Annotated in this window: 20 protein-coding genes and 1 pseudogene; 7 read left to right on the plus strand and 14 right to left on the minus strand. The window is 44.2% G+C overall.

The window, feature by feature from the left end:
- Window positions 1-416: 416 nt before the first annotated feature.
- Entirely contained in the window at window positions 417-1136 is a 720-nt protein-coding gene (locus tag AVL57_RS18080) for a glycosyltransferase family 25 protein (protein WP_057795626.1), read from the minus strand.
- A 695-nt stretch (window positions 1137-1831) separates the two neighbouring features.
- Here AVL57_RS18080 and AVL57_RS21100 point away from each other — a divergent pair.
- A pseudogene (locus AVL57_RS21100) lies at window positions 1832-2188 on the plus strand (IS110 family transposase); the annotation flags it as partial.
- 7 nt (window positions 2189-2195) lie between these two features.
- Here AVL57_RS21100 and AVL57_RS18085 read toward each other — a convergent pair.
- Window positions 2196-4679, minus strand: coding sequence for a ligase-associated DNA damage response DEXH box helicase (locus AVL57_RS18085; RefSeq protein ID WP_057795623.1), 2484 nt, complete (start codon window positions 4677-4679; stop codon window positions 2196-2198).
- Window positions 4680-4894: 215 nt separating this feature from the next.
- On the opposite strand from AVL57_RS18085, the gene AVL57_RS18090 reads away from it, so the two are divergent.
- The 3 genes from AVL57_RS18090 to AVL57_RS18100 all read left to right on the plus strand — a co-directional run bounded on the left by AVL57_RS18090 (window position 4895) and on the right by AVL57_RS18100 (window position 8527).
- A complete protein-coding gene (locus tag AVL57_RS18090; RefSeq protein WP_057796552.1) occupies window positions 4895-5959 on the plus strand; it encodes a ligase-associated DNA damage response exonuclease in 1065 nt (354 codons plus the stop codon).
- A gap of 2 nt (window positions 5960-5961) precedes the next feature.
- Complete coding sequence (locus AVL57_RS18095; RefSeq protein ID WP_057795621.1) at window positions 5962-7578, plus strand: cisplatin damage response ATP-dependent DNA ligase; 1617 nt, start codon at window positions 5962-5964, stop codon at window positions 7576-7578.
- 154 nt (window positions 7579-7732) lie between these two features.
- Window positions 7733-8527, plus strand: a complete 795-nt coding sequence (locus tag AVL57_RS18100; protein ID WP_057795619.1) for a hypothetical protein — start codon at window positions 7733-7735, stop codon at window positions 8525-8527.
- Window positions 8528-8635: 108 nt separating this feature from the next.
- Here AVL57_RS18100 and AVL57_RS18105 read toward each other — a convergent pair whose 3' ends face one another.
- Entirely contained in the window at window positions 8636-9601 is a 966-nt protein-coding gene (locus tag AVL57_RS18105; RefSeq protein WP_057795617.1) for a carbohydrate kinase family protein, read from the minus strand.
- 340 nt (window positions 9602-9941) lie between these two features.
- Here AVL57_RS18105 and AVL57_RS18110 point away from each other — a divergent pair, with 340 nt between their 5' ends.
- Entirely contained in the window at window positions 9942-11153 is a 1212-nt protein-coding gene (locus AVL57_RS18110) for an ROK family transcriptional regulator (RefSeq protein WP_057795615.1), read from the plus strand.
- 277 nt (window positions 11154-11430) lie between these two features.
- Window positions 11431-12372, plus strand: a complete 942-nt coding sequence (locus AVL57_RS18115) for a homocysteine S-methyltransferase family protein (RefSeq protein ID WP_057795613.1) — start codon at window positions 11431-11433, stop codon at window positions 12370-12372.
- Between the two features lie 19 nt (window positions 12373-12391).
- Here the strand turns inward: AVL57_RS18115 and AVL57_RS18120 are convergent, their stop codons facing one another.
- The 5 genes from AVL57_RS18120 to ubiG form a co-directional block, all read right to left on the minus strand.
- Complete coding sequence (locus AVL57_RS18120; RefSeq protein ID WP_057795611.1) at window positions 12392-13051, minus strand: glutathione S-transferase family protein; 660 nt, start codon at window positions 13049-13051, stop codon at window positions 12392-12394.
- Entirely contained in the window at window positions 13051-13668 is a 618-nt protein-coding gene (locus AVL57_RS18125) for a glutathione S-transferase family protein (protein WP_057795609.1), read from the minus strand. Before AVL57_RS18125 ends, AVL57_RS18120 begins: the two co-directional genes overlap by 1 nt.
- Window positions 13669-13781: 113 nt before the next feature.
- Complete coding sequence (locus tag AVL57_RS18130) at window positions 13782-14747, minus strand: lipase secretion chaperone (RefSeq protein WP_158443239.1); 966 nt, start codon at window positions 14745-14747, stop codon at window positions 13782-13784.
- A 44-nt stretch (window positions 14748-14791) separates the two neighbouring features.
- Window positions 14792-15733 carry an esterase/lipase family protein gene (locus AVL57_RS18135; protein WP_057795605.1) on the minus strand — a complete coding sequence of 314 codons (942 nt, stop codon included), beginning with the start codon at window positions 15731-15733 and terminating at the stop codon, window positions 14792-14794.
- Window positions 15734-16122: 389 nt separating this feature from the next.
- The gene (ubiG, locus tag AVL57_RS18140; protein WP_057795603.1) at window positions 16123-16935 is read right to left on the minus strand and encodes a bifunctional 2-polyprenyl-6-hydroxyphenol methylase/3-demethylubiquinol 3-O-methyltransferase UbiG; all 813 of its coding nucleotides are present in this window, start codon (window positions 16933-16935) and stop codon (window positions 16123-16125) included.
- A 168-nt stretch (window positions 16936-17103) separates the two neighbouring features.
- On the opposite strand from ubiG, the gene AVL57_RS18145 reads away from it, so the two are divergent.
- On the plus strand, window positions 17104-17463 hold the full coding sequence (locus AVL57_RS18145; protein WP_057795601.1) for a DUF2237 family protein: 360 nt from the start codon (window positions 17104-17106) through the stop codon (window positions 17461-17463).
- Between the two features lie 117 nt (window positions 17464-17580).
- Here the strand turns inward: AVL57_RS18145 and AVL57_RS18150 are convergent, their stop codons facing one another.
- The 6 genes from AVL57_RS18150 to hflC form a co-directional block, all read right to left on the minus strand.
- On the minus strand, window positions 17581-19011 hold the full coding sequence (locus AVL57_RS18150; protein WP_057795599.1) for an aldehyde dehydrogenase family protein: 1431 nt from the start codon (window positions 19009-19011) through the stop codon (window positions 17581-17583).
- 9 nt (window positions 19012-19020) lie between these two features.
- Entirely contained in the window at window positions 19021-20661 is a 1641-nt protein-coding gene (locus tag AVL57_RS18155) for an acetolactate synthase large subunit (protein WP_057795598.1), read from the minus strand.
- 131 nt (window positions 20662-20792) lie between these two features.
- Entirely contained in the window at window positions 20793-21206 is a 414-nt protein-coding gene (locus AVL57_RS18160) for a DUF4112 domain-containing protein (protein WP_057795596.1), read from the minus strand.
- Between the two features lie 35 nt (window positions 21207-21241).
- The gene (hemH, locus tag AVL57_RS18165) at window positions 21242-22321 is read right to left on the minus strand and encodes a ferrochelatase (RefSeq protein ID WP_057795593.1); all 1080 of its coding nucleotides are present in this window, start codon (window positions 22319-22321) and stop codon (window positions 21242-21244) included.
- Window positions 22322-22478: 157 nt separating this feature from the next.
- A complete protein-coding gene (locus AVL57_RS18170) occupies window positions 22479-24080 on the minus strand; it encodes an AbgT family transporter (RefSeq protein ID WP_257721358.1) in 1602 nt (533 codons plus the stop codon).
- Window positions 24081-24365: 285 nt separating this feature from the next.
- Window positions 24366-25247 carry a protease modulator HflC gene (hflC, locus tag AVL57_RS18175; RefSeq protein WP_057796548.1) on the minus strand — a complete coding sequence of 294 codons (882 nt, stop codon included), beginning with the start codon at window positions 25245-25247 and terminating at the stop codon, window positions 24366-24368.

Below are 25247 nucleotides of genomic sequence, written 5' to 3' on the forward strand. Positions count from 1 at the left end.
CTTTAACTATGTTAGTAGATATTTAACGGCATGCCAAAATAAATTAGGCATACAAAAAATAAACTAATTTCATTATGGATTTATGTAAAATAATTTACAGTTTTAGGGACTTATTATTACACTATTTTTTAATAAAGAGCTCTGTAGCAAGGGTCTAATAAATAACACCATTTAGAAAACAGACCTAAGAAAATCAACAGACGAGCAGATTTCTCAAGCGCAACTTTCTCTGAAATTAAGAACAAGGAAGTGCATTGATTACAAATAACCTGAAGTCGTCTATAGTGAATACGCGGAGCGGCCTAATTTAGTGAGTAGCGCTGTTCATTTCGGACTTTAATTCGCGACAATGTATTAATAACTGATTAATTTTTGAGGAATAATAACATGGGTTAGATATAGCCTATCTATTATTTTTAGCTTCTTGTAATTTCATTTATTAAAAGGTGAAACTTAAATTTCAGTAGATTTAAAAACTTTATAAGAGGATTTCCACGAACAGCACCTCTCTTACCAAGCCGGTCAATTTCGCTTTGTACCTTTCTTGTTTTAAACGGGTAAGGCTTTATACCAAAAGCCTTTATTTTATCTACTGACAACCATTGAAGTTCAACATCAACAGGTCTAGAAAAAGACTCTGTATATTTTAGTAATTTTACTGCACCGTTATAGGAGACTAATTGTGCAGAAGCGCCAATAGGTAATTTTTTATATTTTACTACCTCCCCCCCCTTAGCCGTGAACATAGTTTTCGTGGCCCGCTTCTCATGCACCTCATTAAGCTTAATATAATCCCAAGACTCGTTAAATTTATCTATCACTTCACCTAAATGGCGAAAGCTAGCCTCAAACATCACATCGTCTTCTAACACAATGGCGAATGGTAATCTCTGCTCGACAATAATAGACCAGGCTTTTCTGTGACTAAGAAAGCAGCCAATCTCCCCCTTAGTTAATTTTTTGTAGTAATCGAACTTGTTAGCGCGCTCTGAATACTCTTGACACATTGCTCTATCGGACAAGCTAATATTGATTCCGGTTGTTATCGAATAATCAGCTGAATAGCGCTTAGCACTTTCCGAAAAAAGTTTGAGTCTATCGACAGATTCAGGCAAATTAATTAGCAGAATTTTCATGCACTTACTACATTAAATTAATTTTCATTTATCTTACTAGTCCTCTATTACAAAAATATTTCAGCTTAGATTTTTAAGTACACATGTATTCATCATTACAGACACGTATTACTAACCTATTGGGTATGTTGATGCCTAGATACATAAAAACACAATGATTGCAATAATATTTCACTGAGGTCAAAGTTTAAAGAGGAATGGAGCTAGGGACGATATCGACAGGTAAATCAGCGTGCTGTTTTTACTATTTCTAAAAATGACACTGAGTTATGGACTAGCTAACAATTTCACGCATGATAATTACACTCATCATGCGTGAAAACATAATTTTCTTGAAAAATATTATTAATTAGAATTTGATATTAATTTATAATGTAGAATTTTACCTTTTAATTACTAGGCTTGTATTAAATATTGCAAACAGTATTAGTTACGTTAATAGTCAGCTAGAGACAAGGTATAGTCACTCGCATCCTATAAACGATAATTTAGGTTTTAGGATATGTGCTCGGTTCATACGCATCTCAGACAACAACATTTGATGTTTAGCGCTTTTGTTTCGATGTTTTGAGTACGCTTACTCTAAAACGAACACTCAGGGATTGCTTCTAGAATAGCCGCTATATTTTCTTCGAAAGACTGAACTGACATATCCAACACGATAACTATTGGGAGAGTAACTATTTCTAGAACAAATGATTTTAGCGTTCTTATTAGATTGGGCTTCATCCAAGCATGATGTCTGCATCCATTATGCTGATGGTACAAGGGAGTTAGCCGTTGTAAAACTTTCAGCTGAAGCTATCGAACAGTGGATTACAAAGCTACATCAACTGCACCCAGGGCAAATTGCTATTGCGCTTGAGCTGTCAAAAGGGCCAATCGTCTATGCCTTGCAAAAGTATCCTTTTGTCACCTTATTCCCAATTAAACCGACGATGCTGTGCCTATATCGTAGAGCGTTATCACCGAGTGGGGCCAAAGATGATCCAACCGACGCGTCAATCGCACTTGAGCTATTAGTTCGCTATCCAGATAAAATCACGCCGCTTTTAGCTTTTAGGACAACAAAGCTCGTACTTCGTCTAGCATATTTTCTGCTTCGGCATATAAATCGGCTTGCTCGATGATCGCCTGAGCACCTGCCCCTTTTATTTGCTCACTGCGCATATTCAGCACAATCGGTATGGCCATGGGCGATACTTTTTCTAAGTTTACTAACGTGGTTTTATCTACAAAGCGAATAAGCAAATTCGCTAAGCGCTGTAAATCTAACAACTCCCGTTCAGCATCGGCCCGCGCGACCGCTAAAAGAATGTGATCAGGGTCGTGCTCACGCAGCGTGTCGTAAATTAAGTCAGTTGAAAACGTTACCTGCTTCATGGTTTTCTGGCTGGCATGATAACGCTGTTCGGTTAAGCCGCTTACTACTGCCACCTGCCTAAAAGAGCGTTTTAACATGGGCGCCTGTAACATCCAGTCTTCTAGCTCATCGCCTAATATATCTGGCTGAAACAGTTGCTGTAGTTGAGTGTCGGTAATCTGCTTCACTGCACTTATCGACAACCCATAATCAGTCACACTAAAGCTAAGCGGCTTAATCTCCATTTTTTCCATTCTACGGGTAACCAGCATGCCCAAGGTTTGGTTCGCTTTCCTACCTTCGAATGTGTAATACAGCGTATGGTTCACGTTGCGAAAAGGAAACTGCTCCACCAACACCTTTTCAGGTTCAGGAAGCTGTGAAAACTGCTGTTGTAACTTTAACCACTCTTGCACTTGTGCAGGTAAATTGCGCCAACTTTTTGGGTTAGCGAGTATGGCTCTAACCCCATCAGCCAAGTATGTCGACAGTGGCATTTGGCCACCGGAATAACTGGGGATTTTAGGCTCTTTGGCTTTAGCAGGGCGTGCATGTAATTGCATATCCCGAATGGCTTCGTACTTAAGCACTTCACCAGCAAAGTAAAACGTATCGCCTGGGGTAAGTTGCTGGGCAAAGTACTCTTCTACCTCACCAATAATTTTGCCCTGATTACCACGGCGAATCCGTTTTACTTTTAATCTACCCGCCTCAACAATTGTGCCTATGTTCTGACGATGACGTTGAATCACCCGCCTATTGGCCGGTGAAAAAGTGCCATCCTCGTTTTGCATTAGGCGCTGATATCGCTCGTATGCGTTAAGCGCACTCCCGCCATCTAACGCAAACTGCCATAATTTTTCAAAATCTTGTTTATCTAGCCCTTGATAGGGCGAGGCCATGAGTATTTGCTCGTAAAGGGTGCCTGGGCTGTCAGCATTGCTGCATAGGCAATTCACAATAAACTGGGGGATGATATCCAATGCCCCCGGCTGCGGGGCATCGCCATCTAGCTCGCCCTTATTAATTGCATCAATAGCCGCTTGGCATTCCAGCGCTTCAAATCGGTTAGCTGGTACAAGCAACGCTTCACTGGGTTCATCTAACCGATGGTTTGCTCGGCCAATACGTTGCAGCAACCGGCTAACACCTTTGGGCGCACCTACCTGAATGACCTTATCTACATCGCCCCAATCAATACCTAGCTCAAGCGCCGAAGTACATACTACTGCCCGTAACAAGCCGCTAGACATCATGGCTTCTGTTTTGCGCCGCTGCTCTTTACTCAAGCTTCCGTGGTATAAGGCTATAGGTAAGGCAGCGGTATTGTGTTCCCACAGCATTTGAAAAATCAGTTCAGATTGCGCCCGAGTATTAACGAACACCAAGGTCGTTTTTGCGTCTTCAATGGCCTTGTAGATATCGGTGATGGCATAACGCGCCATAAAACCACCGAAGGGCATGCGGTTTTCAGATTGCAGCATCTCTACTTTGGGTTTTTCACCCGCTTTCACGCTGATGATATTAGCAACGCCTTCTGTGCCAGCAAGCCATGCACCTAGCGTTTCTGGGTAAGCTACCGTGGCCGACAAGCCTACCCGTTTCATTTTAGGTGACAATACTGAAAGCCGCGCTAGCGCTAAAGACAGGAAGTCTCCCCGTTTGTTTGCCACCAAGCTATGGGTTTCATCAATAATGACTCGCTTAAGTTTGCCAAATAGTTTGTCAGCATCGGCATAGCTCAGCATCAACATTAAAGATTCTGGGGTGGTAAGTAGCAGATTGGGCGGTTTTTTTCGTTGGCGCTGTCGTTTATACGACGGTGTATCGCCAGTGCGGGTTTCTGCCGTTATCGGCAATTCCATCTCTTCAATAGGTTGTAATAAGTTACGATGAATATCTTGAGTTAACGCTTTAAGCGGGGAAATGTATAAGGTGTGCAAGCCTGGCTGTGGCGATTGAGCTAACTCGACTAAGCTAGGTAGAAAGCCTGATAAGGTTTTTCCAGCTCCGGTTGGGGCAATGAGCAAAGTAGTGTTATGGGAGTCTTGCTCTAGCATTTGCCTTTGATAATCTCGAAGCGCCCAGCCTTTATTTTTAAACCACTGGCTAAACGCCGGTGGCAAAATGTCACTACCGGTTTTAATTGCTTTGTTAAGTGGTGCTTTGGTCTTAGACATAAAAACTTCGCACGACTTTATGCCCTTGCCCGAACTTCTCCTGCGCCATGATTTTTCGTTACTCTGCTGTTCTATGATAAGCAATAGTAGATATACGTTAATTCACCAGAAGGGTTTAATTTTCCTCTACGCTCAACCAATTGCGTAAAACCACCGTAGTCATATGAAACGCTAACCAAGAGCATATGGGTTTTAATATGACGGCCAAAAATACAATGCACCCTTCAAAGTGGATGAAAACGGACGACGCTGGTTTGTATTGTGTGCCGGGCGATTTTCATATCGACCCTATGCAGCCTGTAGCAACCGCACTGGTTACCCACGGTCATGCCGACCATGCTAGAGCCGGCCACAAGCGAGTATTTGCCCACCCGCAAACCATGGCAATTATGACCACCCGTTATGGCGACGATATGGCTGAAGTACAAATACCAGTGCCCTATCGCGAGAGCGTAGAGTTTGATGAGGTAATCACTACTGATAGTAACAGTGCCTCAACTGAACAGGAGCAACGCAAGATAAAAGTCACTTTTTACCCTGCTGGCCATATACTAGGTTCGTCACAATTGCTTATTGAGTATGCGGGTTATCGGCTAGTGATATCTGGCGATTACAAACGTAGGCACGATCCCACTTGCCCGCCGTTTGAGGTAGTACCCTGCGATGTGCTCATTACCGAAGCCACCTTCGGTTTACCGGTATTTGCCCACCCACCAATTGAACAAGAAATCCAAAAGCTTCTTCACTCCCTTAATGTATTTCCGACACGTTGTCATTTAGTAGGAACCTACGCATTAGGCAAATGCCAGCGGGTTATTTTAGCGCTTCGAGAAGCTGGCTATACCAAACCTATCTATTTACACGGTGCACTACTAAAACTGTGTGATTTGTACGAACGAGAAGGCATAGCTTTAGGCGATATTATTCCAGTTAGCGAGGTAGAAGATAAAGCATTATTAGCCGGTGAAATCGTGTTGGCTCCCCCCTCTGCATTAGCCGACAGGTGGTCGAGAAGCTTGCCACATGTTCGCGCTGTGTTGGCGTCTGGTTGGATGCAAATTCGCGCGCGAGCTAAGCAGCGCAACGCTGAGCTACCACTTATTATTTCAGATCACTGCGATTGGCCAGAGTTATTGCAAACCCTTACTGAAGTGAACCCTAGCGAGGTATGGGTGACCCATGGCCGTGAAGATGCCCTTATGTATCAAGCACAAAAGATGGGGTTTAAAGCGCGAGCATTATCGCTGGTAGGTTACGATGAAGCGGCGCAGGAGGAATAGCAATGCAGGCATTTAGTGACTTACTTGAACAGCTTTACTATACCGCTGGTACTAAAGCCAAATCTCAGCTCATTCTGCATTACCTTGCTACTACGCCAGACCCCGATCGCGGCTGGGCTATTGCCGCGATGGCAGGTACTCTTCGATTTGATTTCTTCAAACGCAATACCGTTAAAAAGCTGATAACTGAACGGGTAGACCCAGAACTGTTTGCAATGAGCTACGACTATGTAGGCGAAGTCAGCGAAACGGTAGCCCACTTATGGCCCGAATTTACACTAGGTGAAGCACTGCCCAGTTTGTCTGAAGTGGTTGATACATTTGCGAATGTGAGTAAACAAAAAGTCGCTTCAACGTTGGCGAATTATCTCACCATAATGACCCCATCACAGCGCTGGGCTCTATTAAAGCTTGGTACACGGGGGTTGAGAATTGGCGTATCGGCTCGCTCTATCAAACAAATTTTGGCGGAATACGGTAACCAAGACATCACTGAAGTAGAAAAGCTGTGGCATGGGGTTACACCGCCTTATACCGACCTTCTCGCATGGCTTGAAGGTAACGGCCCTAAACCGGATATTAGCAATGCTGTCACCTTTCATCCTGTTATGTTATCCCACCCCATTGCGCAAGATGATATTGATGACTTTAGCCCCGAGCAGTGGCAAATAGAACACAAGTTTGACGGCATTCGAGTACAGCTGGTGTGTAATACCACCAAAGAAGAGCCAGAAAAGGCGCTGTTTTCCCGCACCGGTGATGACATCAGTCATGCTTTCCCCGACCTACTCGATAGCGTTGATGGCAATATGGTGATAGATAATATGGTGCTAGACGGCGAACTGTTGGTGATGCATAACGACGAAGTCGATACGTTTAATGCCCTGCAACAACGACTCAATAAGAAAAAGCCTACTGCTGCGTTAATGAAAACCAACCCCGCAGGGCTTATTGTTTATGATGCACTGATGTTAGACGGCAAACACTTAACCGAATCCCCTCTTACTACCCGACGTAGAGCGCTAGAAGCGTGGTTTGACAAAAATGGTATTCAGGGACACGACAATAAATCACGACTGCACTTATCTGAGTGCTTATCTGCCGATTCACCAACAGATCTTCGAGCATTACATAAAAAGGTATGTGAAAATCGCGCGGTAGAAGGGTTAATGATAAAGCGTTCAATCAGCCACTATGTACCAGGCAGACCTAAAGGCCAATGGTACAAGTGGAAACGCGACCCGCTGGTGGTAGATGCGGTGATGATGTATGCCCAGCGTGGTCACGGCAAGCGTTCTAGCTTTTATTCCGATTACACCTTTGGCGCATGGCAAGATGAGCAATTGCTGCCTATTGGAAAAGCTTACTCGGGCTTTACTGATGAAGAGCTTAAGAAGCTGGATAACTGGGTAAGACGAAACGCCATAGGCCGTTTCGGGCCGGTGCGAGAAGTTAAAAAAGAGCTAGTACTAGAAGTGGCTTTCGATGCGGTTCACCCGTCTAAACGGCATAAATCAGGCGTAGCGCTACGATTTCCTCGTATACACCGTATCCGCTGGGATAAGCCAGCTAACGAGGCAGATACACTTATCAACGTGAAGGCACTTATCGAATCATAATCTTAATGAAACATTTTTTTTACAAACCCTGTTTTTAGCTTACACTTAAAGTATATTAGCTTTTTCTTTTCCATCTAACCTACTGTTAGAAAAGAAATTACAGAAAAATTTTTATGTGCGCCTGCATGAGTTAATGCTGCGCCAAGGACAAAAAATGTTGTTTTCGCGATCGTTCAAACATTGCCTTATTGGTTTCCTTCTCCTTTTTTCCACAGCGAGCAACGCTGGGCTAATTACTAATATTGCGACTGAAACGGTCAGATATAGTATTTTATCTCAAAATCCTTGGGGTAACTTCCGGTGGACAGCTAGTTACGATATTGGCTTTGTTAATCAAGATTTACTTATTGATGTCGATGTTTATTTAGACGGTTATGAACCCGGCAGTGCACTTCGAGACATTTGGGAAGATGGTATTGAATCCATATGGAGTAATGCCTTTGACTTATCTGACGGCACCTATTTTTACGACACTGTGTTTAATGTAGATTGGCTGAGCACGGATGTGGGCGCTGACCATACTGTTATTGTCTATGAAGGTGACGGGAATGTGAACTTAGTACAATGGTATACGGGTAAACCATCTGGTTACGCATATTCTCGACAGGGAGTGGTAGCTGCTCATGAATTTGGCCACATGATTGGCTTATTTGATGAATACAATGGCGGTGCACTCAATCCAGACGGGCTTATTAGAAATAACAGCATAATGGGCAGGAATCTATCCTCACCTCGCACCGATCACTTCGATGCTTTTTTAGAGTGGGCGCAAGTTAATTCGGGCGTCGCTTCTCTAGCGCTAGTTGCCGACAGTGGTGTAGATAACTACTTTGTTTCCGAGCCTAGTTCGTTAGTCATTTTGCTACTTTCGATCTGTATAGTTCTTTTCATCAAAACTGAGTCTAGACGAAACCATATAGAGGTAAGTGGACGTAGTCTCTTCGCATAAATCGTATCGCTATTTTTCGCGACAATAAAAAAGCAAGGCATACTCGCCTTGCTTTTTGAATTATGTATCTAGACTCATATCAATACACTATGTGCACCAATACACTACCTATTTCGCGATATTTTCCATAGTTGGCAGCGCACTGAAGGCACCATATTGCGTTACCGTATATGCACCGCAGCGAATAGCAAACTCGGTGGCTTCGCTTACGTTTTCAAAGCTACTTGCCCACTTATCGAATTCTGCGCTATTAGCCACTTTGGTAGATAAGAAATACAGGAAACCACCAATGAATGAGTCGCCAGCGGCAGTCGTATCTTTCACGTCCATTTTTGGCGAGGCCAAAGTGCCACTAAATTCTTTTGTAATGTACTGAATAGGTTCGCCGCCATCGGTCACTAATACCACTTTAACGCCGCTATCTAGCCACTGCTGTACGTGAGTCTGCGCATTTTCTTCACCGTAAAGCTCAGCCAGCTCTTCGCGACTTGCTTTTAAAATGCTTACTTTTTTAGCTACTTCATCAATTCGGCCTGGCGCATTAGCCGTGTCGTCCCAAAACGCTGGGCGATAGTTAATATCTAAACATACCAGCATATTTTCTTGCTTAGCTTTGTTTAGAATATAGTCGGTGCCGGGAAGCAATTCGGGGCCTGAAATTGAGCCAGAACAAAAGTGCAGCACGCTAGTATCGTCGCATGCAACCGTGGCCAAGTCGTCTTCACCAATGTGCTTATGTGCAGCATTATCAACATAGAAATCGAAAGAACGTTCACCGTCTTTATCTAAGTTAACAAAAGCCAATGCTGTATTCGCTTCTTTCGTACTCCAAACATAATCAGTGTTTACGTTGTGGTAGCTAAGCATGTCTTGAAGAAAACGACCAAAAGTATCGTCACCTACTTTAGACACCATAGCGCCTTGACCACCAAGTTTAGCAACAGCAACCGCGACGTTAGCAGGCGCACCACCAGCATAAGGCTGGAATGAATTCATTGCTGGCATTTCGCTTTGGTCCGCTGCACCCGCACTTAACATATCGATAAGCACTTCGCCTAAACATAAAATTTTCATAAACACCTCTGGCTGAAGCTTACAGCGATAACATTAGTCTTTAAACCGCTGCAGTCATGGATAATAAGCGTAGCCGAGGGACTTTCCGACGGGCACGTTAAATTATAGTTAATTAATTGGGGCATAGTATTAACTAGCTTCAAATATAAATCAACCTTGTTGATTTATTATTTTATCACTTTGACATTCCCGATGATGAATGCGTAATCTATCGGCTTGATTGGTAGAGAAAAACTCGCCTCGGTGAATTGTGTTAAAGATATTGAATTAGTATCTATCCATGACTTATTGATGCTGTTTGTTATAACATTCATTTCATAATGACTCAGGTACACTGTAAATGACAAAACCCCACGAGCACACAGATTCATCAGAAAGATATACAAACCATTCTGCATCTGGGCGACTAGACAACCGCACACAAAATGAACGGGATATACTCACCCTTATTCGTCACGATGGCGCTATTCCAAAAGCAGACATCGCTCAACGTACGGGCTTATCGGCACAGTCTGCAACGGTCATTATCAAAAAACTAGAATCTGACGAGCTCGTTAAGCGACTACCGCCGGTTCGCGGTGGTGTTGGGCAACCTAAAGTGCCTTTTGGATTAAATGCAGATGGCGCCTTTGGATTGGGTTTGAAAATTGGTCGGCGCAGTTTTGATATGACCTTGCTAGATTTGGCTGGTAATGTAAAAGCTTCGCTTCACGAAAAAGTCGCCTACCCCACCGTCGATCATTTACTTTCATTTACCCAGCGCGGTGTGTCGGTATTAACGCAACAACTCAGTAACGAACAACGAACGCGTATTCGCGGACTAGGCATTGCTATGCCATTTGAAATTTGGAGTTGGGCAGAAGAAGCGGGCGCACCTGCTGATGCGTTAGAGGCATGGAAAAGCCTTGATATTCAGGCTGCGTTATTTGAACTTCTAGACTTACCCATCTATGTGAGTAACGATGCGACGGCGGCTTGCAGCGCAGAAATGGCCTTTGGTAATCCACATCGATTTAACCACTTCCTCTATGTTTTTGTTGGCACTTTTCTTGGCGGTGGCTTGGTCATTAACAATCAGCTATTTACAGGAAAATCGGGGAATGCTGGCGCAATTGGCTCCTTACCTTTTTTATCTAACGCCCAAAGCCAACAGCAACAACTCATCACCCAATCATCGCTATACTTATTAGAAAAGCAGCTAAATGAAGCGGGACTTGATGGTAATAAATTGTATGAGGCACCGGAACACTGGTCTGGTTTAAAAACCAATCCAGAATTTATGCGCATCGTTCAAGTGTGGATGGAACAAGCCGCCCAAGGGATTGCCTTTGCCACACACTGTGCATTTAGCATGCTCGACCTCGATGGCATTATCATCGATGGAGCCATGCCACAGAATATAAAACAAGAATTGGTTACCTGCGTGAAAAGTGCGTTAAAAGACGCTGATCTTCGGGGCGTATATCAAGGTAGTATTAGTGCAGGTAACGTAGGGAGTAAAGCGCAGTCTATCGGTAGCGCAAACTTGTCGCTTATCGCGAACTACTATTAGCTTATACCAGTCCGCATAGATAATTACCCTCTCAGCGAGACTTAAAATGTTCGTAATCGCGGCGTGTTACCACAGGTATACACAACAAAGAGTACGGACATTTTAAACTCGCCCTTCGGGAAGGTCTGGCAAGCTTCCTAGCTTCATTCTGGAAATTTGAAAGGGAACAGCCATTCCTGCATTCCCACGCTTTGCTAGGAAACTTGCCAGCGCCTTCTGAGTGGGCGATTATCTATGCGGATTGGTATTACATATATTAAACAAAAGCAGGGGTAACGTGGTTACAACTTTACGCACAGCAAAGATCACAGACACTTCGTCAACAAATCCATCGTCAAACGTTTTAATTCTTGATGGGGGATTAGGCCGCGAATTAGAAAGAGTTGGGGCTCCCTTTAGGCAACCCGAATGGTCTGCTCTTTCTTTAATGAAAGCCCCTGATTTAGTAGCCCAAGTACATCAAAACTTTGTGGATGCGGGTGCAAAAATCATTACCACCAACACTTACGCGTTAGTGCCTTTTCATATAGGACAAAAACAGTTTGATGAGCAAGCATTCTTGCTTGCCGAGCGCGCGGCCGGTATTGCCAGAACTGTTGCTGAAAAGTGTGATGTGTTAGTTGCAGGTTGCATTCCTCCTGCGTTTGGCTCTTATAAACCTGAACTATTTTGTGCAGAGCAACTCTCTTCAATTTTACTACCATTGATTGAAGCACAAGCGTCCTACATCGACTTTTGGCTTGTAGAAACCGTATCTTCGGTAGAAGAAGCCATCGCGGTAACGTCTTTATTAAAACAGCACTCATCTAAACCAATTTGGCTTTCCTACTCGCTCAGTAATCGTCATGACTTTGCAACCCCTGTGACCTTGCGTTCTAGTGAGCCACTGAATGCAATACTGCCCACTCTAGATAACCTGGATGCCGTGTTGTTTAACTGCTCGCAGCCTGAAGAGATGGAAGCTGCCATTGCGTTTACACACTCGCACAATGCCCATATTCCTATTGGCGTTTATGCTAATAGTTTTTCAGAGCATGTTAGAAAGCATGATGCTAATGAAATGCTCTCTACGTTGCGTGAAGATGTCACCCCTGAAAAATACTTAACGTACGCACAAACTTGGGTGAACGCTGGCGCTTCAATTGTAGGCGGGTGTTGCGGTATAGGTCCTGCGCACATACAAGCATTGGCGCAGGGATTAGTTAACGCATTAGAGTAACGTGTTATCGGGTGACGTATTATCGAGTAACCACGTTTTTAGCGCCTTTTATTAACGCTTCTTTATCGATTTTATTCGGTACTTCAACACCACGGCGCGCCGCAGGGCGTGCCTCGATACTGTTTTTCCAGCGAGTTAAGTTATCTAGCCCTTCAATACTTACGCCCGACCATTCATAGGTACGCACCCAGCACCAGTTCGCCATGTCGGCAATGCTGTAATCACCGGCTAAATATTCGTTGTCTTCTAATCGCCCATCTAGCACCGTAAACAATCGGCGTACTTCATTTTGATAACGGTCGATAGCAATGGGGATCTTTTCTTCTAAATAGCGATGGAACACATTCGCCTGCCCCATCATTGGCCCAATACCCCCCATTTGAAACATAACCCATTGCATCACTTGGCTTCTGCCTTTGGCGTCTGCGGGTAAAAACTTACCTGTCTTTTCAGCTAAATAAAGCATGATGGCGCCAGATTCGAAAACCACATGGTCGCCTTCGCTTTTGTCCACAATAACGGGAATTCTGCCATTTGGGTTCATGGCGAGGAACTCAGTAGTTTTTTGCTCGCCTTTCATTAAGTTTACTGCGTGCACGGTATAGTCGAGTTCCATTTCTTCTAATGCTACTGACGCTTTCCAACCATTGGGTGTTGCTGCGCTGTATAAATCTATCATTAGGCTTTTGCACTCGCTCTGCTACTAACGTTGTCATACCAACGCTGAAGGTTGGTTTGTTCGTCTTTAATTCGAATATCCACCACCCGTGCAAAATCAATGGCACACAGCGCAGTAATATCCGCAATAGAGAAGGTATCTCCCGCTATAAACTCGTGTAATTCGAGTCGGCGTTCGAGGATATTAAAATACTTTGATGCATTGATACCGGCTTCTTTACCGTATTCCGGCACAGGTACCATTCTGTCTTTAAAGTACCCTGTGGTGTGTTGAAAACACATGCCTACTTGTAACATTAGCGCCATTTCTACTTGCCGCTGCCACATAGCGATGGTGGCTTTTTCAATAGGCGTAGAGCCTAATAACGAAGGCTCAGGATGAATGGCTTCAAAATACGTGCAAATGGCGTCAGTTTCAGCAATACAGGTACCGTCATCCAATTCTAAAATAGGAATCTTACCTAGTGGGTTTTTAGCGCGCATTTCTGCGCTTAAATTTTCACCCTTTTGAATATCTACTTGTACATACTCTATTTGTGATTTATCAATCCCTTTCTCAGCAAGGAACATGCGAACACGGCGAGGATTAGGCGCAGTTTTGGTCTCGTAAATTTTCATAGCCAATATCGTATCGTTAGAATGTTAACAGTCAGACTAGTGCTGCTTGCCCATGGGTTCAAATCATATTCGGTTGGGGTATAACTATTAAAAGGTTGAATGGTTATACCTGTTCACAGATTTACATCTACAATCACTCTCAGGCGCTTTTGTTCGGTATTCGAAAAGTGGGTTTGTTTGTAAGTTGCTAAGGCGTCTTGCTGTGCTTGCGCTTTCATTGCACTAGCGCTCACGTATTCTTGATAGTCTCGGTAGGCATCAACTCGTTGTTGCCATAGTGCTTGCGTCTCCCATAATGCAGAGAATCGCTCAGCTACCTGATGGCCAAATTCAGCGGCAATAGCGTGGTAACGAGACTCTGAATCTGCATGTTTTTGCTTAATTTGGTTAATTTTTTCCATGTCTAAGGTAGGTTCAAACGCCGCTTTTTCCTGCCCACCTAGTGCATTTAATTGATCAAATATCTCATTGCGTTTTTGCTCCCTTGAGAGGTCGCGATCTTGAGCAATAGCAAGACGAGCAAGTGCTCTTGCGTCAATCGCCGCATCAAGTGAAAACAAGTATTCATACTCTTGTTGGGAAAAGTAACTAAGACGCAACGTGTCTCTCATTGCTAGTTTTTGTTCAACTTCACTTAACGAAATACCTGCATACGTGACATCGGTAACGGTGTTCTCGATTGGTACTGTGAGCACTTTCTCGATTTCGGTATCAGTATCTGCCAATGCCACTTTATATACTACGTATCGAGTGAATACATCAGCAGCGTACGTAGCCGATCTTGGCTCATACATATTAGTAGCATTCACAGTAAACAGAGCCTTAACCTCATCTTCTGAAGCGCCTTCATTGGCAAAAATAAAGCGATCGAAACTGTCTTTTACGCCAAAATATAAGGTAAATACTGGTAGAGCTGACGCGTGGGAATTTACCTTTTTTACTGGCTGAATTGCCTTTTTAATTTCAGTTGCAGTCGCATCTTTGCTGGTTATTGCCGCTGCGGTAGCTTGAGGTTTTCCAAGGTGCTCACCATCAGAAGTATCACTATTTCCGCTTATTGAGATGCTAATTACGAGCACAAGAAAGAGGGCAGCGCCCCCTCCTATGAACAACCACCGGTGCATTATAAGCCCAGATTTTTCAAACGGTTTGCTTGGTCAACAAACACATCTACCGGATTGGTTTCAAACCAATGGGTAATACCAAAGCTTTGATTAACTTCATCGAGGTGATTCATCTTGTAGTTATCTTTAAGTACTTTACCTAAATGCGAACTACACGAAGACACTAACCCATCATTGGTTTCACCAAATGCCAAGCCTGTAATGGCAAGAAAAGGGTCGACCACGTCCAGCGCATTTGTGTAAGTTCTACCACCGCTCCAGGAGTAGTAGTACACGCCATTCTCGCCTAATTTTTTACCGTCATTTCGACAGTAGGCCGAGGGCATGCCTTCGGGGTAGCGAGCGTTAAACGCAATTGAACCAGCGGTTGATAGCGAGGTTAACGCAGCTACAGAATCTGTGGGTTTATCTCGGGGATCTGAGCCCGATGCTAGTTCGATAAGATTAGCAAAAGCGTCGGTGATCAAACCCACTGTACCTTCTTGCACAGACCCTTCAGTAAGACCACTTTTTAATACATCTGCCACAGCGCTCCCCCAGTTAACTCCGGCTACGGAGGTAACCGAAGCCACTTTACTGGGCGCTACACTTGCGGCATACCTTGCCGTAGGTCCGCCATGGCTATGGCCAATAAGGTTAACTTTTTCGGCACCAGAAAGTGCTAGTACCTCATCAATATAGTTAAGTAACTGCTCTCCCCTCACTTCGGTAGAATTAGAAGGAGACACTTCTGCGATATAAACCACCGCGCCGTTTCGAGATAGTTTTTGAGGCACTTTGTAAAAGTAATCTACAAACAAAATGTCATCAAAACCGAAGAGACCGTGAACCAGTACAATTGGGTATTGTGTTTTAGCGTAATTACCCGCCCAAGATTGAGAAGGTAATACTGCGGCAAGCAAAAACAGCATGAGTGTTGTTATTTTCGTTCTTAGTTTCATTGCATGTTCCTTGAGTGATAGACATTAGTGGTCTGAGGCCAGACCTGTGTTATTTTTATGTTAATTTAATGTGAATAACAAGGAGGAGAGCAGAAGTTTGTTGATAGACTTACGGTAAGGTTCCAGTAGTTAGAACGGTTTTCGCGAAAAATAAAATGTAAAACACTTTAGATTCAGCCGACTAGGTTGTTCTGAGAGTATACTCAACCATACCATTCAGAGTGGAAATAAAGAGAATATCGAACACTTATAATATCGATTATTGTCCACTGTCGTTCAGGAACATGAGTAAGCGGGAATGAACGGGAATGTGAGTTTAACAAAAGCGAACCGTCAGTATCGGCAACACTTAAAATAATCCTGAAAGGGGGACGTGCCTACCAACAGCTTTATAGTGAACGATGGTAAACCTGAAGATAATTCACACTCGGATTGGGTGTAAGCTTCCATACTTTGGTGAATGGATTTAATGCCATTCCGGTCTCGTGCTTAAGCGTAAACCCTTCACCTACCCATTGATTTAGCTCAGTGGGTTTAACGAACTTTTTCCAATCGTGAGTACCAACGGGTAAATACCGCATTACATATTCAGCGCCGACAATCGCGATGATAAAACTTTTGATGGTTCTATTTAATGTCGCAAGCACCAATAAGCCGCCTGGCTTCACTAAGCTTGCACACTCCTTTATTAACTGCACTTGATCAGGTACGTGCTCAACAACTTCTGCATTAATGACTATGTCAAATTGGCGGCCTTGGCTTACTAGGTCAGATGAAAGGCCGTGTATGTAGTCAACCTCCACATTGCTTTTCTTGGCATGCCGCTTCGCCACTTCGATACTCATGGCGCTTGCATCTATGCCAGTCACATCTGCCCCCTTTAACGCAAGCGGCTCACTAATAAGCCCACCACCACAACCAATATCTACAATTGAGAGCCCCGTAAAAGGCTTGGTTTTATGAGTGGCATTCGTCAGGGAATTTGCCGTAGGCGCATTTTGAGGAGAGCTCTGGGCTTGCTCACTTTTCAAAAAGTGACTGATTATTTGAGACTCAATCACAGATAACCGTGCACGATTAAAATCTAACGCGGTTTTATAATTACCATTGGGATCCCACCAGCTTTCTGCTAGCGCATCAAAGCGGTCAATTTCCTGCTGAGAAAAATTAATGGGCGCTGACTTTTGGCTTTTATCTAACATGCACTAACACCAGTTTAGAAAATGGGTAATTCATTCAAATCTATCTACGCTAGGTTCCCGTAATTAAAACACCTAGGATATTGTGCAGCCAACGGCTAGCAGATGCCTGAGTTTTATGAGAAATAGGTATACAATCAATGCTTATACGCGCAAAAAGAGGTATTCGTTTTGGCCAATGCTAAAAATGTCTATGGAAGACCATTACAACTGTGTTGTGGTAACACAGGTTTCACGAGAGAAGGCTTTTGCTATGTGCCCGATGCAGATGTGGGCAACCACAGTGTTTGTGCAGTAGTCTCCGATGAGTTTCTACAATTCTCCTTACGCCAAGGTAATGACTTAATCACGCCCTGGCCCAGTATGGATTTTGCAGGCTTACTTGCCGGCGATAGATGGTGCTTGTGCGCCGCCAGATGGTTACAGGCTTACGAAGCGGGTGTTGCACCCAAAGTGCGATTAGAAGCAACCCACGAACGAGCCCTTGATATTATTCCCTTGGCTACCCTTGAAGCTTTTGCGGCAGATTAAAAAAAGCGGGTGACTTCTGTTAGAAGCACCCGCTTTATTGTGGTTGATTATGTCTTGTTTGGCTTTTAAGGTTTTATTATCGTTGCCACCTTATAAGCGTGTCAGCTGCTCTAATTCCTAAGGCGTTCGAATAACCATAAGCCGTGTTTCTGTCATGTCTTCTATGGCATAACGAATACCTTCACGGCCAAGCCCTGAGTCTTTTACACCGCCATAAGGCATATTATCTACACGCCAGCTAGGTACATCACCTATGACTACTCCGCCCACTTCAAGCACATTCCATGCTTTATGTGCTTTGTAGATATCACGGGTAAAAATGCCCGCCTGTAGCCCATAACGACTGTTGTTTACTTCATCTAAGGCACTATCGTAATCATCGAACGGCTGCAAAACAGATAGCGGCCCAAAGGCCTCTTCAGCACTTGCGTCGCAGTCTTTTGGTACGTTTTCCATCACAGTAGCCTGCAACATGGCACCATCTCTTTCACCGCCGCATAGCACGCTAGCGCCAGCTTCTTTAGCGTCTTTAATCCAGCCTTCTAACCGCTTAGCCTCGCCCTCAGAAATCATGGGGCCAATGAAAGTATCTTCATCACTTGGGTCGCCAGACACCAAAGCCTTGACCCGTTCTACATAGCGAGATTTAAAATCATCGTAAATGGAAGAATGCACTAATAAGCGTTGCACTGAAATACAGCTTTGGCCCGACTGATAATATGCGCCAACAATAATACGGTCGATGGCATCACTAATATCTGCATCTTCATCCACCACACAAGCAGCATTGCCGCCAAGCTCTAATACCACAGGCTTTTTGCCCGCTTTAGCTTTTAGCGCCCAGCCCACATCAGGTGAACCGGTAAAGCTAAGCAGCTTTAATCGCTCGTCGGTAGTAAATAAATCAGCGCCGTCTCGGCTACAAGGAAGAATGGAAAATGCGCCTTTGGGCATTAATTCGCATTCCGCTAACACTTCGCCAATAATCAACGCACCAATAGGCGTGCGAGAAGCAGGTTTAAGCACAAACGTGCAACCAGCGGCGATGGCTGGAGCTACTTTGTGCGCAGCTAGGTTTAACGGAAAGTTAAACGGAGAGATAAACGAACAAGGGCCAATAGGCACTTTTTTCGTCATGCCCTGATAGCCTTTGGCACGGGCAGAAATTTCTAAGTTAACCACTTCACCATTAATTCTTACCGATTCTTCAGCCGCAATTTTAAATGTATCGATTAACCGGGCTACTTCGCCTTTGGCATCTTTAATGGGCTTACCCGCTTCAATACAAAGGGCTTTACCTAGCTCTTCCTCGCGTTCAGTAAAGCGCTTAACGCAATACTCTAGAATCGCTTGGCGCTCGTAAGGTGCCAGCGCTGTCATTGCAGGCTGTGCTTTCTCGGCAGCGGCTATGGCTTTATCAATAACTCCAGCGTCGGCTAGCGCCACTTTTGTAGCCACTTCGCCTGTGTATTTATTGGTTACGTCTAAATCGGTATTAGCAAAACAAGGTTCGCTTGCAAGGTAATAGGGATAGCTGTCTTTTAACATGATCACTCCTTATAATTTCGCGCTTAATTCGGCAATCGTATGGTTCAGCGTTTTGTCATTCATGCTGTAGTCAACCGGGCAATCAATCACATGCACACCCGGTGTGTTTAAACAGCTTTCCACCATAGGAATTAGCAACTCGGTACTGTCTACGCGCCAGCCGTGGGCACCGTAGCTTTTTGCGTATTTCACAAAATCCGGATTACCGTAGTCCAAGCCGAACTCATCAAACTGCATATTGGCTTGTTTCCACTTAATCATTCCGTACGCATCATCCCGCAGTATGATCACAATAAGGTCGAGTTTAAGACGAACCGCTGTTTCTATTTCTTGGCTGTTCATCATGAAGCCGCCATCGCCACACACGCTCATAACAGGCACATCAGGCTTCACTAACTTTGCGGCTATCGCCGAAGGTAATCCTGCGCCCATTGATGCTAACGCATTGTCTAACAACAAGGTGTTGGGGTGATAGGCGGGGTAATTACGAGCAAACCAAATTTTGTATACCCCATTATCTAAGGTCACTATGCCATCATCTGGCATGACCTTCCTGATGTCACGCACAAAGCGCTCAGGCAGAATGGGGAATCGATTATCGTTTTCTGCTTCCGCCCTATGTTTTTCATAGGCATCGTGTACATCCTTATAAAAATCAAGCTTCCAGTCAGTTTGAGGCGTAATCCCCTCTTTTATTTGCCAAACACTATTCGCAATATCCCCTACCACCTCAAGCTGTGGAAAATACACTGGGTCGACAGCGGCTGACTCAAAGTTCATATGAATGACTTTTTTACCATTGTCATGCATGAAGAAAGGCGGCTTCTCTACGACATCGTGCCCAACATTAATTATAAGGTCGGCCCTTTCTATCGCTCTATGGACAAAGTCGTTATCTGATAATGCAGTATTGCCTGCAAACCTAGGATCGCTTTCGTTTAGCACCCCTTTACCCATCTGTGTAGTCACAAAGGGGATACAGGTTTTATCAACGAACTCACGCAGCATTTTTGCGGTCAGCTTCCTGTTTGCCCCCGCTCCGATTAATAACAAGGGTGATGTAGCTTCTTCAATCATTGAAATGGCTGATGAAATGGCTTTGTATTCAGCAATAGGTCGCCTTGACGTACTAGGCGTTAATAAGGGGACTGAGGTGTGCTCATCGGCAATATCTTCAGGAAGTTCTATATGGACGGCACCGGGCCGTTCTTCAGAGGCTAATCTAAATGCTTCGCGCACTACAGAGGGAATACGGTCGCCGCTCACCACTTGCGTGGTAAATTTAGTAATGGGACGCATCATATCGACAATATCGATAACCTGAAACCGGCCCTGTTTACTGGTTTTAATGGGCTTTTGCCCTGTGACCATTAACATGGGCATCGCGCCAAGCTGTGCATACGCGGCAGGAGTAACAAGGTTGGTCGCACCTGGACCAAGGGTAGATAAGCACACCCCCACTTTACCGGTTAATCTACCGTAAGTTGCAGCCATAAAGCCCGCGCCTTGTTCATGGCGGGTAAGTACGAGTTTAATTGAGGAGGTTCTTAACGACTCAAGCAAGTCGAGGTTTTCTTCGCCAGGTATGCCAAAGATGTATTCTACACCTTCAGCTTCCAACGCTTTTACGAAAAGGTCAGACGCTTTCATTAATCCTACGCTCCATTTTACGTTGGTATTTACGCGGCAAACGCGTATTAGTAAAGGTTGCTACGCAAAGAGTATAGATTACGATTAATGTGGTTTTGTGAAACTACCAAACAACACCTAAATGTGAACGCTTACTGGCGCTCTAGTTTCTCTTCCCATTCCGTTAGCTTTTTCTGAGTTTGGGCATCTACATCGGCTTTATTTTCGCTGATCCACCACTTTTCCATTAAGCGCACGTTCTTTAGATTCGCTTTATAGAATACATCAACGATGTCGCCAATGAAGGGAACAAAGCCTAAGCCAAAATCGATAGCGGAGTTCTTTACCATTTGAGCTACCAATGCACTGGGCATTCCCAATGATTTCCCCAACCACACGATACGTAGAGAAACGAGCAGCATTAGCGCATCACCCGCACCTGGAATAAGGCCAACAATTGAGTCGAGGCCTATCCGAATAGGAATAATCGGTAACTTCACAGCAGTATCAAGTAAATTTGCTAACTTTTGCGCCTTTAACAGAGCCTTTGGGGCTTTACTATCCATGTTTAGCTACCTTATTAACGTAATAACATTACTGGCTATTTGTCAGCGCCTAACGCGCGCGCTAAGCCAGCTCGTAGTGCAGTATCTTTGCTTACTGTCCAGCCGTGTAAATTCTCTTTAACCAAACCAAACAACATATCAATGTGTTCTTCGTCGCTGTTTAATGCGGGAATGTATTCGTACTTTTCACCACCGGCTTCCATGAAGTATTCACGATTCTCTTCGCCAATCTCTTCGATAGTTTCTAGGCAATCGGCAGAAAAACCGGGGCACATAACTTGTATTGATTTCACCCCTTGCCCCGGCAACGACTTCATTGTTGCGTCAGTGTAAGGTTTTAACCACTCTGCTTTACCAAAACGAGACTGGAAGGTGGTCATGTACTCTTCGTGAGTTAGCCCAAGTTCTTCGGCCAACAAACGCGATGTTTTATGACATTCACAGTGATAAGGGTCGCCATTTAATAAGTAGCGCTTTGGAATACCATGGTAAGAAAGGATAAGCTTATCGGCTTTACCGTGTTCTTCCCAGTATGCCCGTACTTTATTTGCCAACGCCTTAATGTAGTCAGGCCTGTCGTTATAATGATTCACGAAGCGAAGTTCTGGTAACCAGCGGCGTTTAGTAAAGTCTTTCGCAATAGCATCAAAAGTAGACGCCGTAGTAGAGGCGCTATATTGAGGGTACAAAGGCAAGACCACTAACTTTCTTACGCCTTGCGATAACATACGTTCAATAGCGTCGCTAATAGCAGGGTTACCGTAACGCATAGCAAAATCAACCACGACATCGTCGCCATATTCTGCTTTGCAACGCGCCTCTATTGACGTTGCTTGGGCTTTGGTAATAGTAAGCAACGGTGATCCTTCATCCGTCCAAACGGTTTTATATGCTTCAGCCGAACGCTTAGGGCGAGTATTTAATATAATGAGGTTTAAAATGAACCACCAAAGCGCACGAGGTATTTCTACTACCCGCGGGTCTGAAAGAAACTCTTTTAGATAAGGGCGCAGGGCCGCCGCAGTTGGGCTTTCTGGTGTACCTAAATTGGTAACTAACACGCCTATTTTGTCTGACTGACTGTGAGTAAAACCCTGATTGCTTTTGAACTTCATCAAATATTCCGCACTGAACAAACAATATAACTAGTATACTGAATTTACGGCGATTTTGGGTGAATAGACCACAAATTTACCACGATTGATGCAATTAAATTTAGCGATTAAAAAAGGCGGCCTTAGCCACCTTTTTAGTCTTAATATTTTCAATCAGTTAAGGCTGATAGTAGGTTGCTGCACCTGGACCTACAGGCATGCCTAATACAAAGACCCATAGATAAAACAGTATGGTCCAACCCACGATAAATACCATGGAGTATGGCAACATCATCGCAATTAGGGTGCCCATTCCTAGGTCTTTCTTATACCGTGCAGCCATAGCCAAAATAAGACCGAAGTAGCTCATCATAGGCGCAATAACATTCGTTACTGAATCACCAATACGGTACGCCGCCTGAATAACCTCTGGTGAATAACCAATCAGCATTAGCATGGGCACAAAAATAGGCGCGGTTACCGCCCACTGCGCTGAGGCACTGCCTAACGATAAGTTAACCACACCACACATTAAGATGAATAAGATAAACACCGATGGGCCATCTAGGCCAGCCGCTTGTAGAAGCGCAGCGCCTTTAACGGCTAATACTGTGCCTAAATTCGTCCATTTAAAGAAAGCCACAAACTGTGCAGCAAAGAAGACCAATGTAATATAAAGCCCCATTGCGCCCATGCTTTTTGCCATAGCATCAATCACATCACGGTCATTTTTCATCGACCCTGTAACACGGCCATAAACAAAACCAGGCACAGCAAAAGAAACAAAGATAAAGGCAACAATACCTTTTAAGAAAGGCGAACCAGCTACCGCACCGGTCTCTGGGTGACGCAAAATACCGTTTTCAGGCACAATGGTGAGCGCTAAAATACCGCATACTACAACAAAAGCGATGCCTGCCCAACGAAGCCCTTTCTTTTCGATTTCCGAAGGCGTGTCCATTGATTGCTTACTTAAATCTACAGAAGCTTCTGATTCATCGAACTTGCCTAATCGTGGCTCTACCACCTTTTCAGTCACCAGAGCACCCATAGTGGCTACTACAAAGGTACTGATAAACATGAAATACCAGTTAACTTCTGGGCCTACCACATAATCAGGGTCAATCATGTGAGCGGCGGCCTCGGTAATACCCGAAAGCAAGGGGTCCACCGTACCAAGCAACAAATTTGCACTGTAGCCTGCTGATACACCGGCAAAGGCGGCTGCGAGACCAGCGAGAGGGTGGCGACCTAACGAATGAAATATCATAGCGGCTAGTGGTATTAACACTACATAGCCAAGCTCTGAGGCGGTATTTGAGATAATACCCGCAAACACTACGGCAAAAGTAACCGTACGCTTTGAAGCATTCATCACTAATGAGCGCATAGTGGCCGACAACAAGCCTGAATGCTCAGCAACTGATACACCAAGCAATGCAACTAATACGGTACCAAGAGGAGCAAAGCCGGTAAAGTTAGTCACCAGACCAGTAACAATACGTTGTAAGCCTTCTGCGCTCATTAGCGAAATGACTTCTATCATGCCATCAGCTTCGCGACCTTTTGCACCTTCTGGGCGAGGGTCGACTACTGCTAAATCGAAATAGCCAAGAATACCGCTTAACACCACAATAAAGCAGGCCAGCATGGCGAATAAAGTAACGGGGTGTGGCAATAAGTCCCCAAGAAATTCCACAGTAGCGAGAAATCGGGAGAATAAACCACCTTGTCCGCCCTGATTTTGGGCAGATTTATTTTTTGTATTTTCCGGAATCAAAACATTCCCTCTGTCGTTTTATTACCCAGTCACTACCAACTAAGCAGCAGGGATATCTGCCGTGCAGTTTAATAATGCTGCGTTTTATAATAATAAATGCTCGTCTATTTTAACGTATTTTGAGCAATTTTGGCAGTAGGTGGGCAAATTGGACAATTTAAAGTGTTCGTAAAGCGCGGCAAATATTCAGTAAAGCTTTTCACTTTCAGCTAATTACACAGTTTACAGCAGGCACAAAAAAGCCAGTCTAAAGACTGGCTTTTTAACAAAAAACGATGTTAGGTATTAATTACCTTTAGATGCGTTCATGTAGCGGAAAAAGTCGCTATCTGGTGCAATCACCATCACATCTTGCTTATTATTAAAGCTGGCTTTATATGCATCCATACTTCTTAAAAAGCTGTAAAAATCAGCATTTTTAGAATAAACATCTGCATAGATTTCAGCTGCTAACGCATCCCCTTCACCACGAAGTTGACGGGTGTTACGTTCAGCATCAGCAAGCATTACCGTTACTTTGGCGTCTATATCAGCGCGGATAACTTCAGCTTGCTCTTGGCCTTCTGAACGGTGCTCTCTCGCTACACCCGCTCGCTCTGCACGCATGCGTTGAAAGATTGAATTACTGACTTCCGTAGGTAAGTTAATCTGCTTAACACGTACATCAACAATTTCGATACCAAGCTCATCAGAAGAGGTTGAAGCCTGTTCCATAGCTTGGTTCATTAGTGCTGAACGCTCACCAGATACAATCTGGGCAATGGTACGAGTACCAAATTCAGAACGTAAACCGTTATTCACTTTTTGTTTCAATAGCGCTTCGGCTTGCAGCTTGTTACCACCTGTTGAGAGGTAATAGCGAGCGAAGTCATCTATGCGCCATTTTACATATGAATCAACGATCAAATCTTTCTTTTCACTAGTAACGAAACGGTCAGGTGTATCATCCAACGTTTGTACACGTGCGTCTAAGTGACGAACAGAGTCAATGAATGGCAATTTGAAGTGAAGACCAGGTTCGAATACTTTCGTATCGCCAGTGGCATCATCTCGTTGGATCTTACCAAATTGAATAACAATGGCACGTTCACCTTCAGTCACTACAAATAGAGAGCCTGAAGCAAGAACCGCAAGAAGTACTAATACTGCAATCGCTAAATTCTTCAT

Origin of the sequence: Alteromonas stellipolaris (assembly GCF_001562115.1) — a bacterium.
Taxonomy (GTDB): Bacteria; Pseudomonadota; Gammaproteobacteria; order Enterobacterales; family Alteromonadaceae; genus Alteromonas; species Alteromonas stellipolaris.

What these genes read in the sequence shown, in the direction of transcription:
- hemH (WP_057795593.1), bottom strand. Translation starts at nt 22,321, where the DNA reads ATGAAGTTCAAAAGCAATCAGGGTTTTACTCACAGTCAGTCAGACAAA.
- AVL57_RS18120 (WP_057795611.1), bottom strand. Translation starts at nt 13,051, where the DNA reads ATGATAGATTTATACAGCGCAGCAACACCCAATGGTTGGAAAGCGTCA.
- AVL57_RS18085 (WP_057795623.1), bottom strand. Translation starts at nt 4,679, where the DNA reads ATGTCTAAGACCAAAGCACCACTTAACAAAGCAATTAAAACCGGTAGT.
- AVL57_RS18095 (WP_057795621.1), top strand. Translation starts at nt 5,962, where the DNA reads ATGCAGGCATTTAGTGACTTACTTGAACAGCTTTACTATACCGCTGGT.
- AVL57_RS18150 (WP_057795599.1), bottom strand. Translation starts at nt 19,011, where the DNA reads ATGTTAAAAGACAGCTATCCCTATTACCTTGCAAGCGAACCTTGTTTT.
- AVL57_RS18110 (WP_057795615.1), top strand. Translation starts at nt 9,942, where the DNA reads ATGACAAAACCCCACGAGCACACAGATTCATCAGAAAGATATACAAAC.
- AVL57_RS18125 (WP_057795609.1), bottom strand. Translation starts at nt 13,668, where the DNA reads ATGAAAATTTACGAGACCAAAACTGCGCCTAATCCTCGCCGTGTTCGC.
- AVL57_RS18100 (WP_057795619.1), top strand. Translation starts at nt 7,733, where the DNA reads ATGTTGTTTTCGCGATCGTTCAAACATTGCCTTATTGGTTTCCTTCTC.
- ubiG (WP_057795603.1), bottom strand. Translation starts at nt 16,935, where the DNA reads ATGTTAGATAAAAGCCAAAAGTCAGCGCCCATTAATTTTTCTCAGCAG.
- AVL57_RS18155 (WP_057795598.1), bottom strand. Translation starts at nt 20,661, where the DNA reads ATGAAAGCGTCTGACCTTTTCGTAAAAGCGTTGGAAGCTGAAGGTGTA.
- hflC (WP_057796548.1), bottom strand. Translation starts at nt 25,247, where the DNA reads ATGAAGAATTTAGCGATTGCAGTATTAGTACTTCTTGCGGTTCTTGCT.
- AVL57_RS18105 (WP_057795617.1), bottom strand. Translation starts at nt 9,601, where the DNA reads ATGAAAATTTTATGTTTAGGCGAAGTGCTTATCGATATGTTAAGTGCG.
- AVL57_RS18080 (WP_057795626.1), bottom strand. Translation starts at nt 1,136, where the DNA reads ATGAAAATTCTGCTAATTAATTTGCCTGAATCTGTCGATAGACTCAAA.
- AVL57_RS18135 (WP_057795605.1), bottom strand. Translation starts at nt 15,733, where the DNA reads ATGAAACTAAGAACGAAAATAACAACACTCATGCTGTTTTTGCTTGCC.
- AVL57_RS18090 (WP_057796552.1), top strand. Translation starts at nt 4,895, where the DNA reads ATGCACCCTTCAAAGTGGATGAAAACGGACGACGCTGGTTTGTATTGT.
- AVL57_RS18160 (WP_057795596.1), bottom strand. Translation starts at nt 21,206, where the DNA reads ATGGATAGTAAAGCCCCAAAGGCTCTGTTAAAGGCGCAAAAGTTAGCA.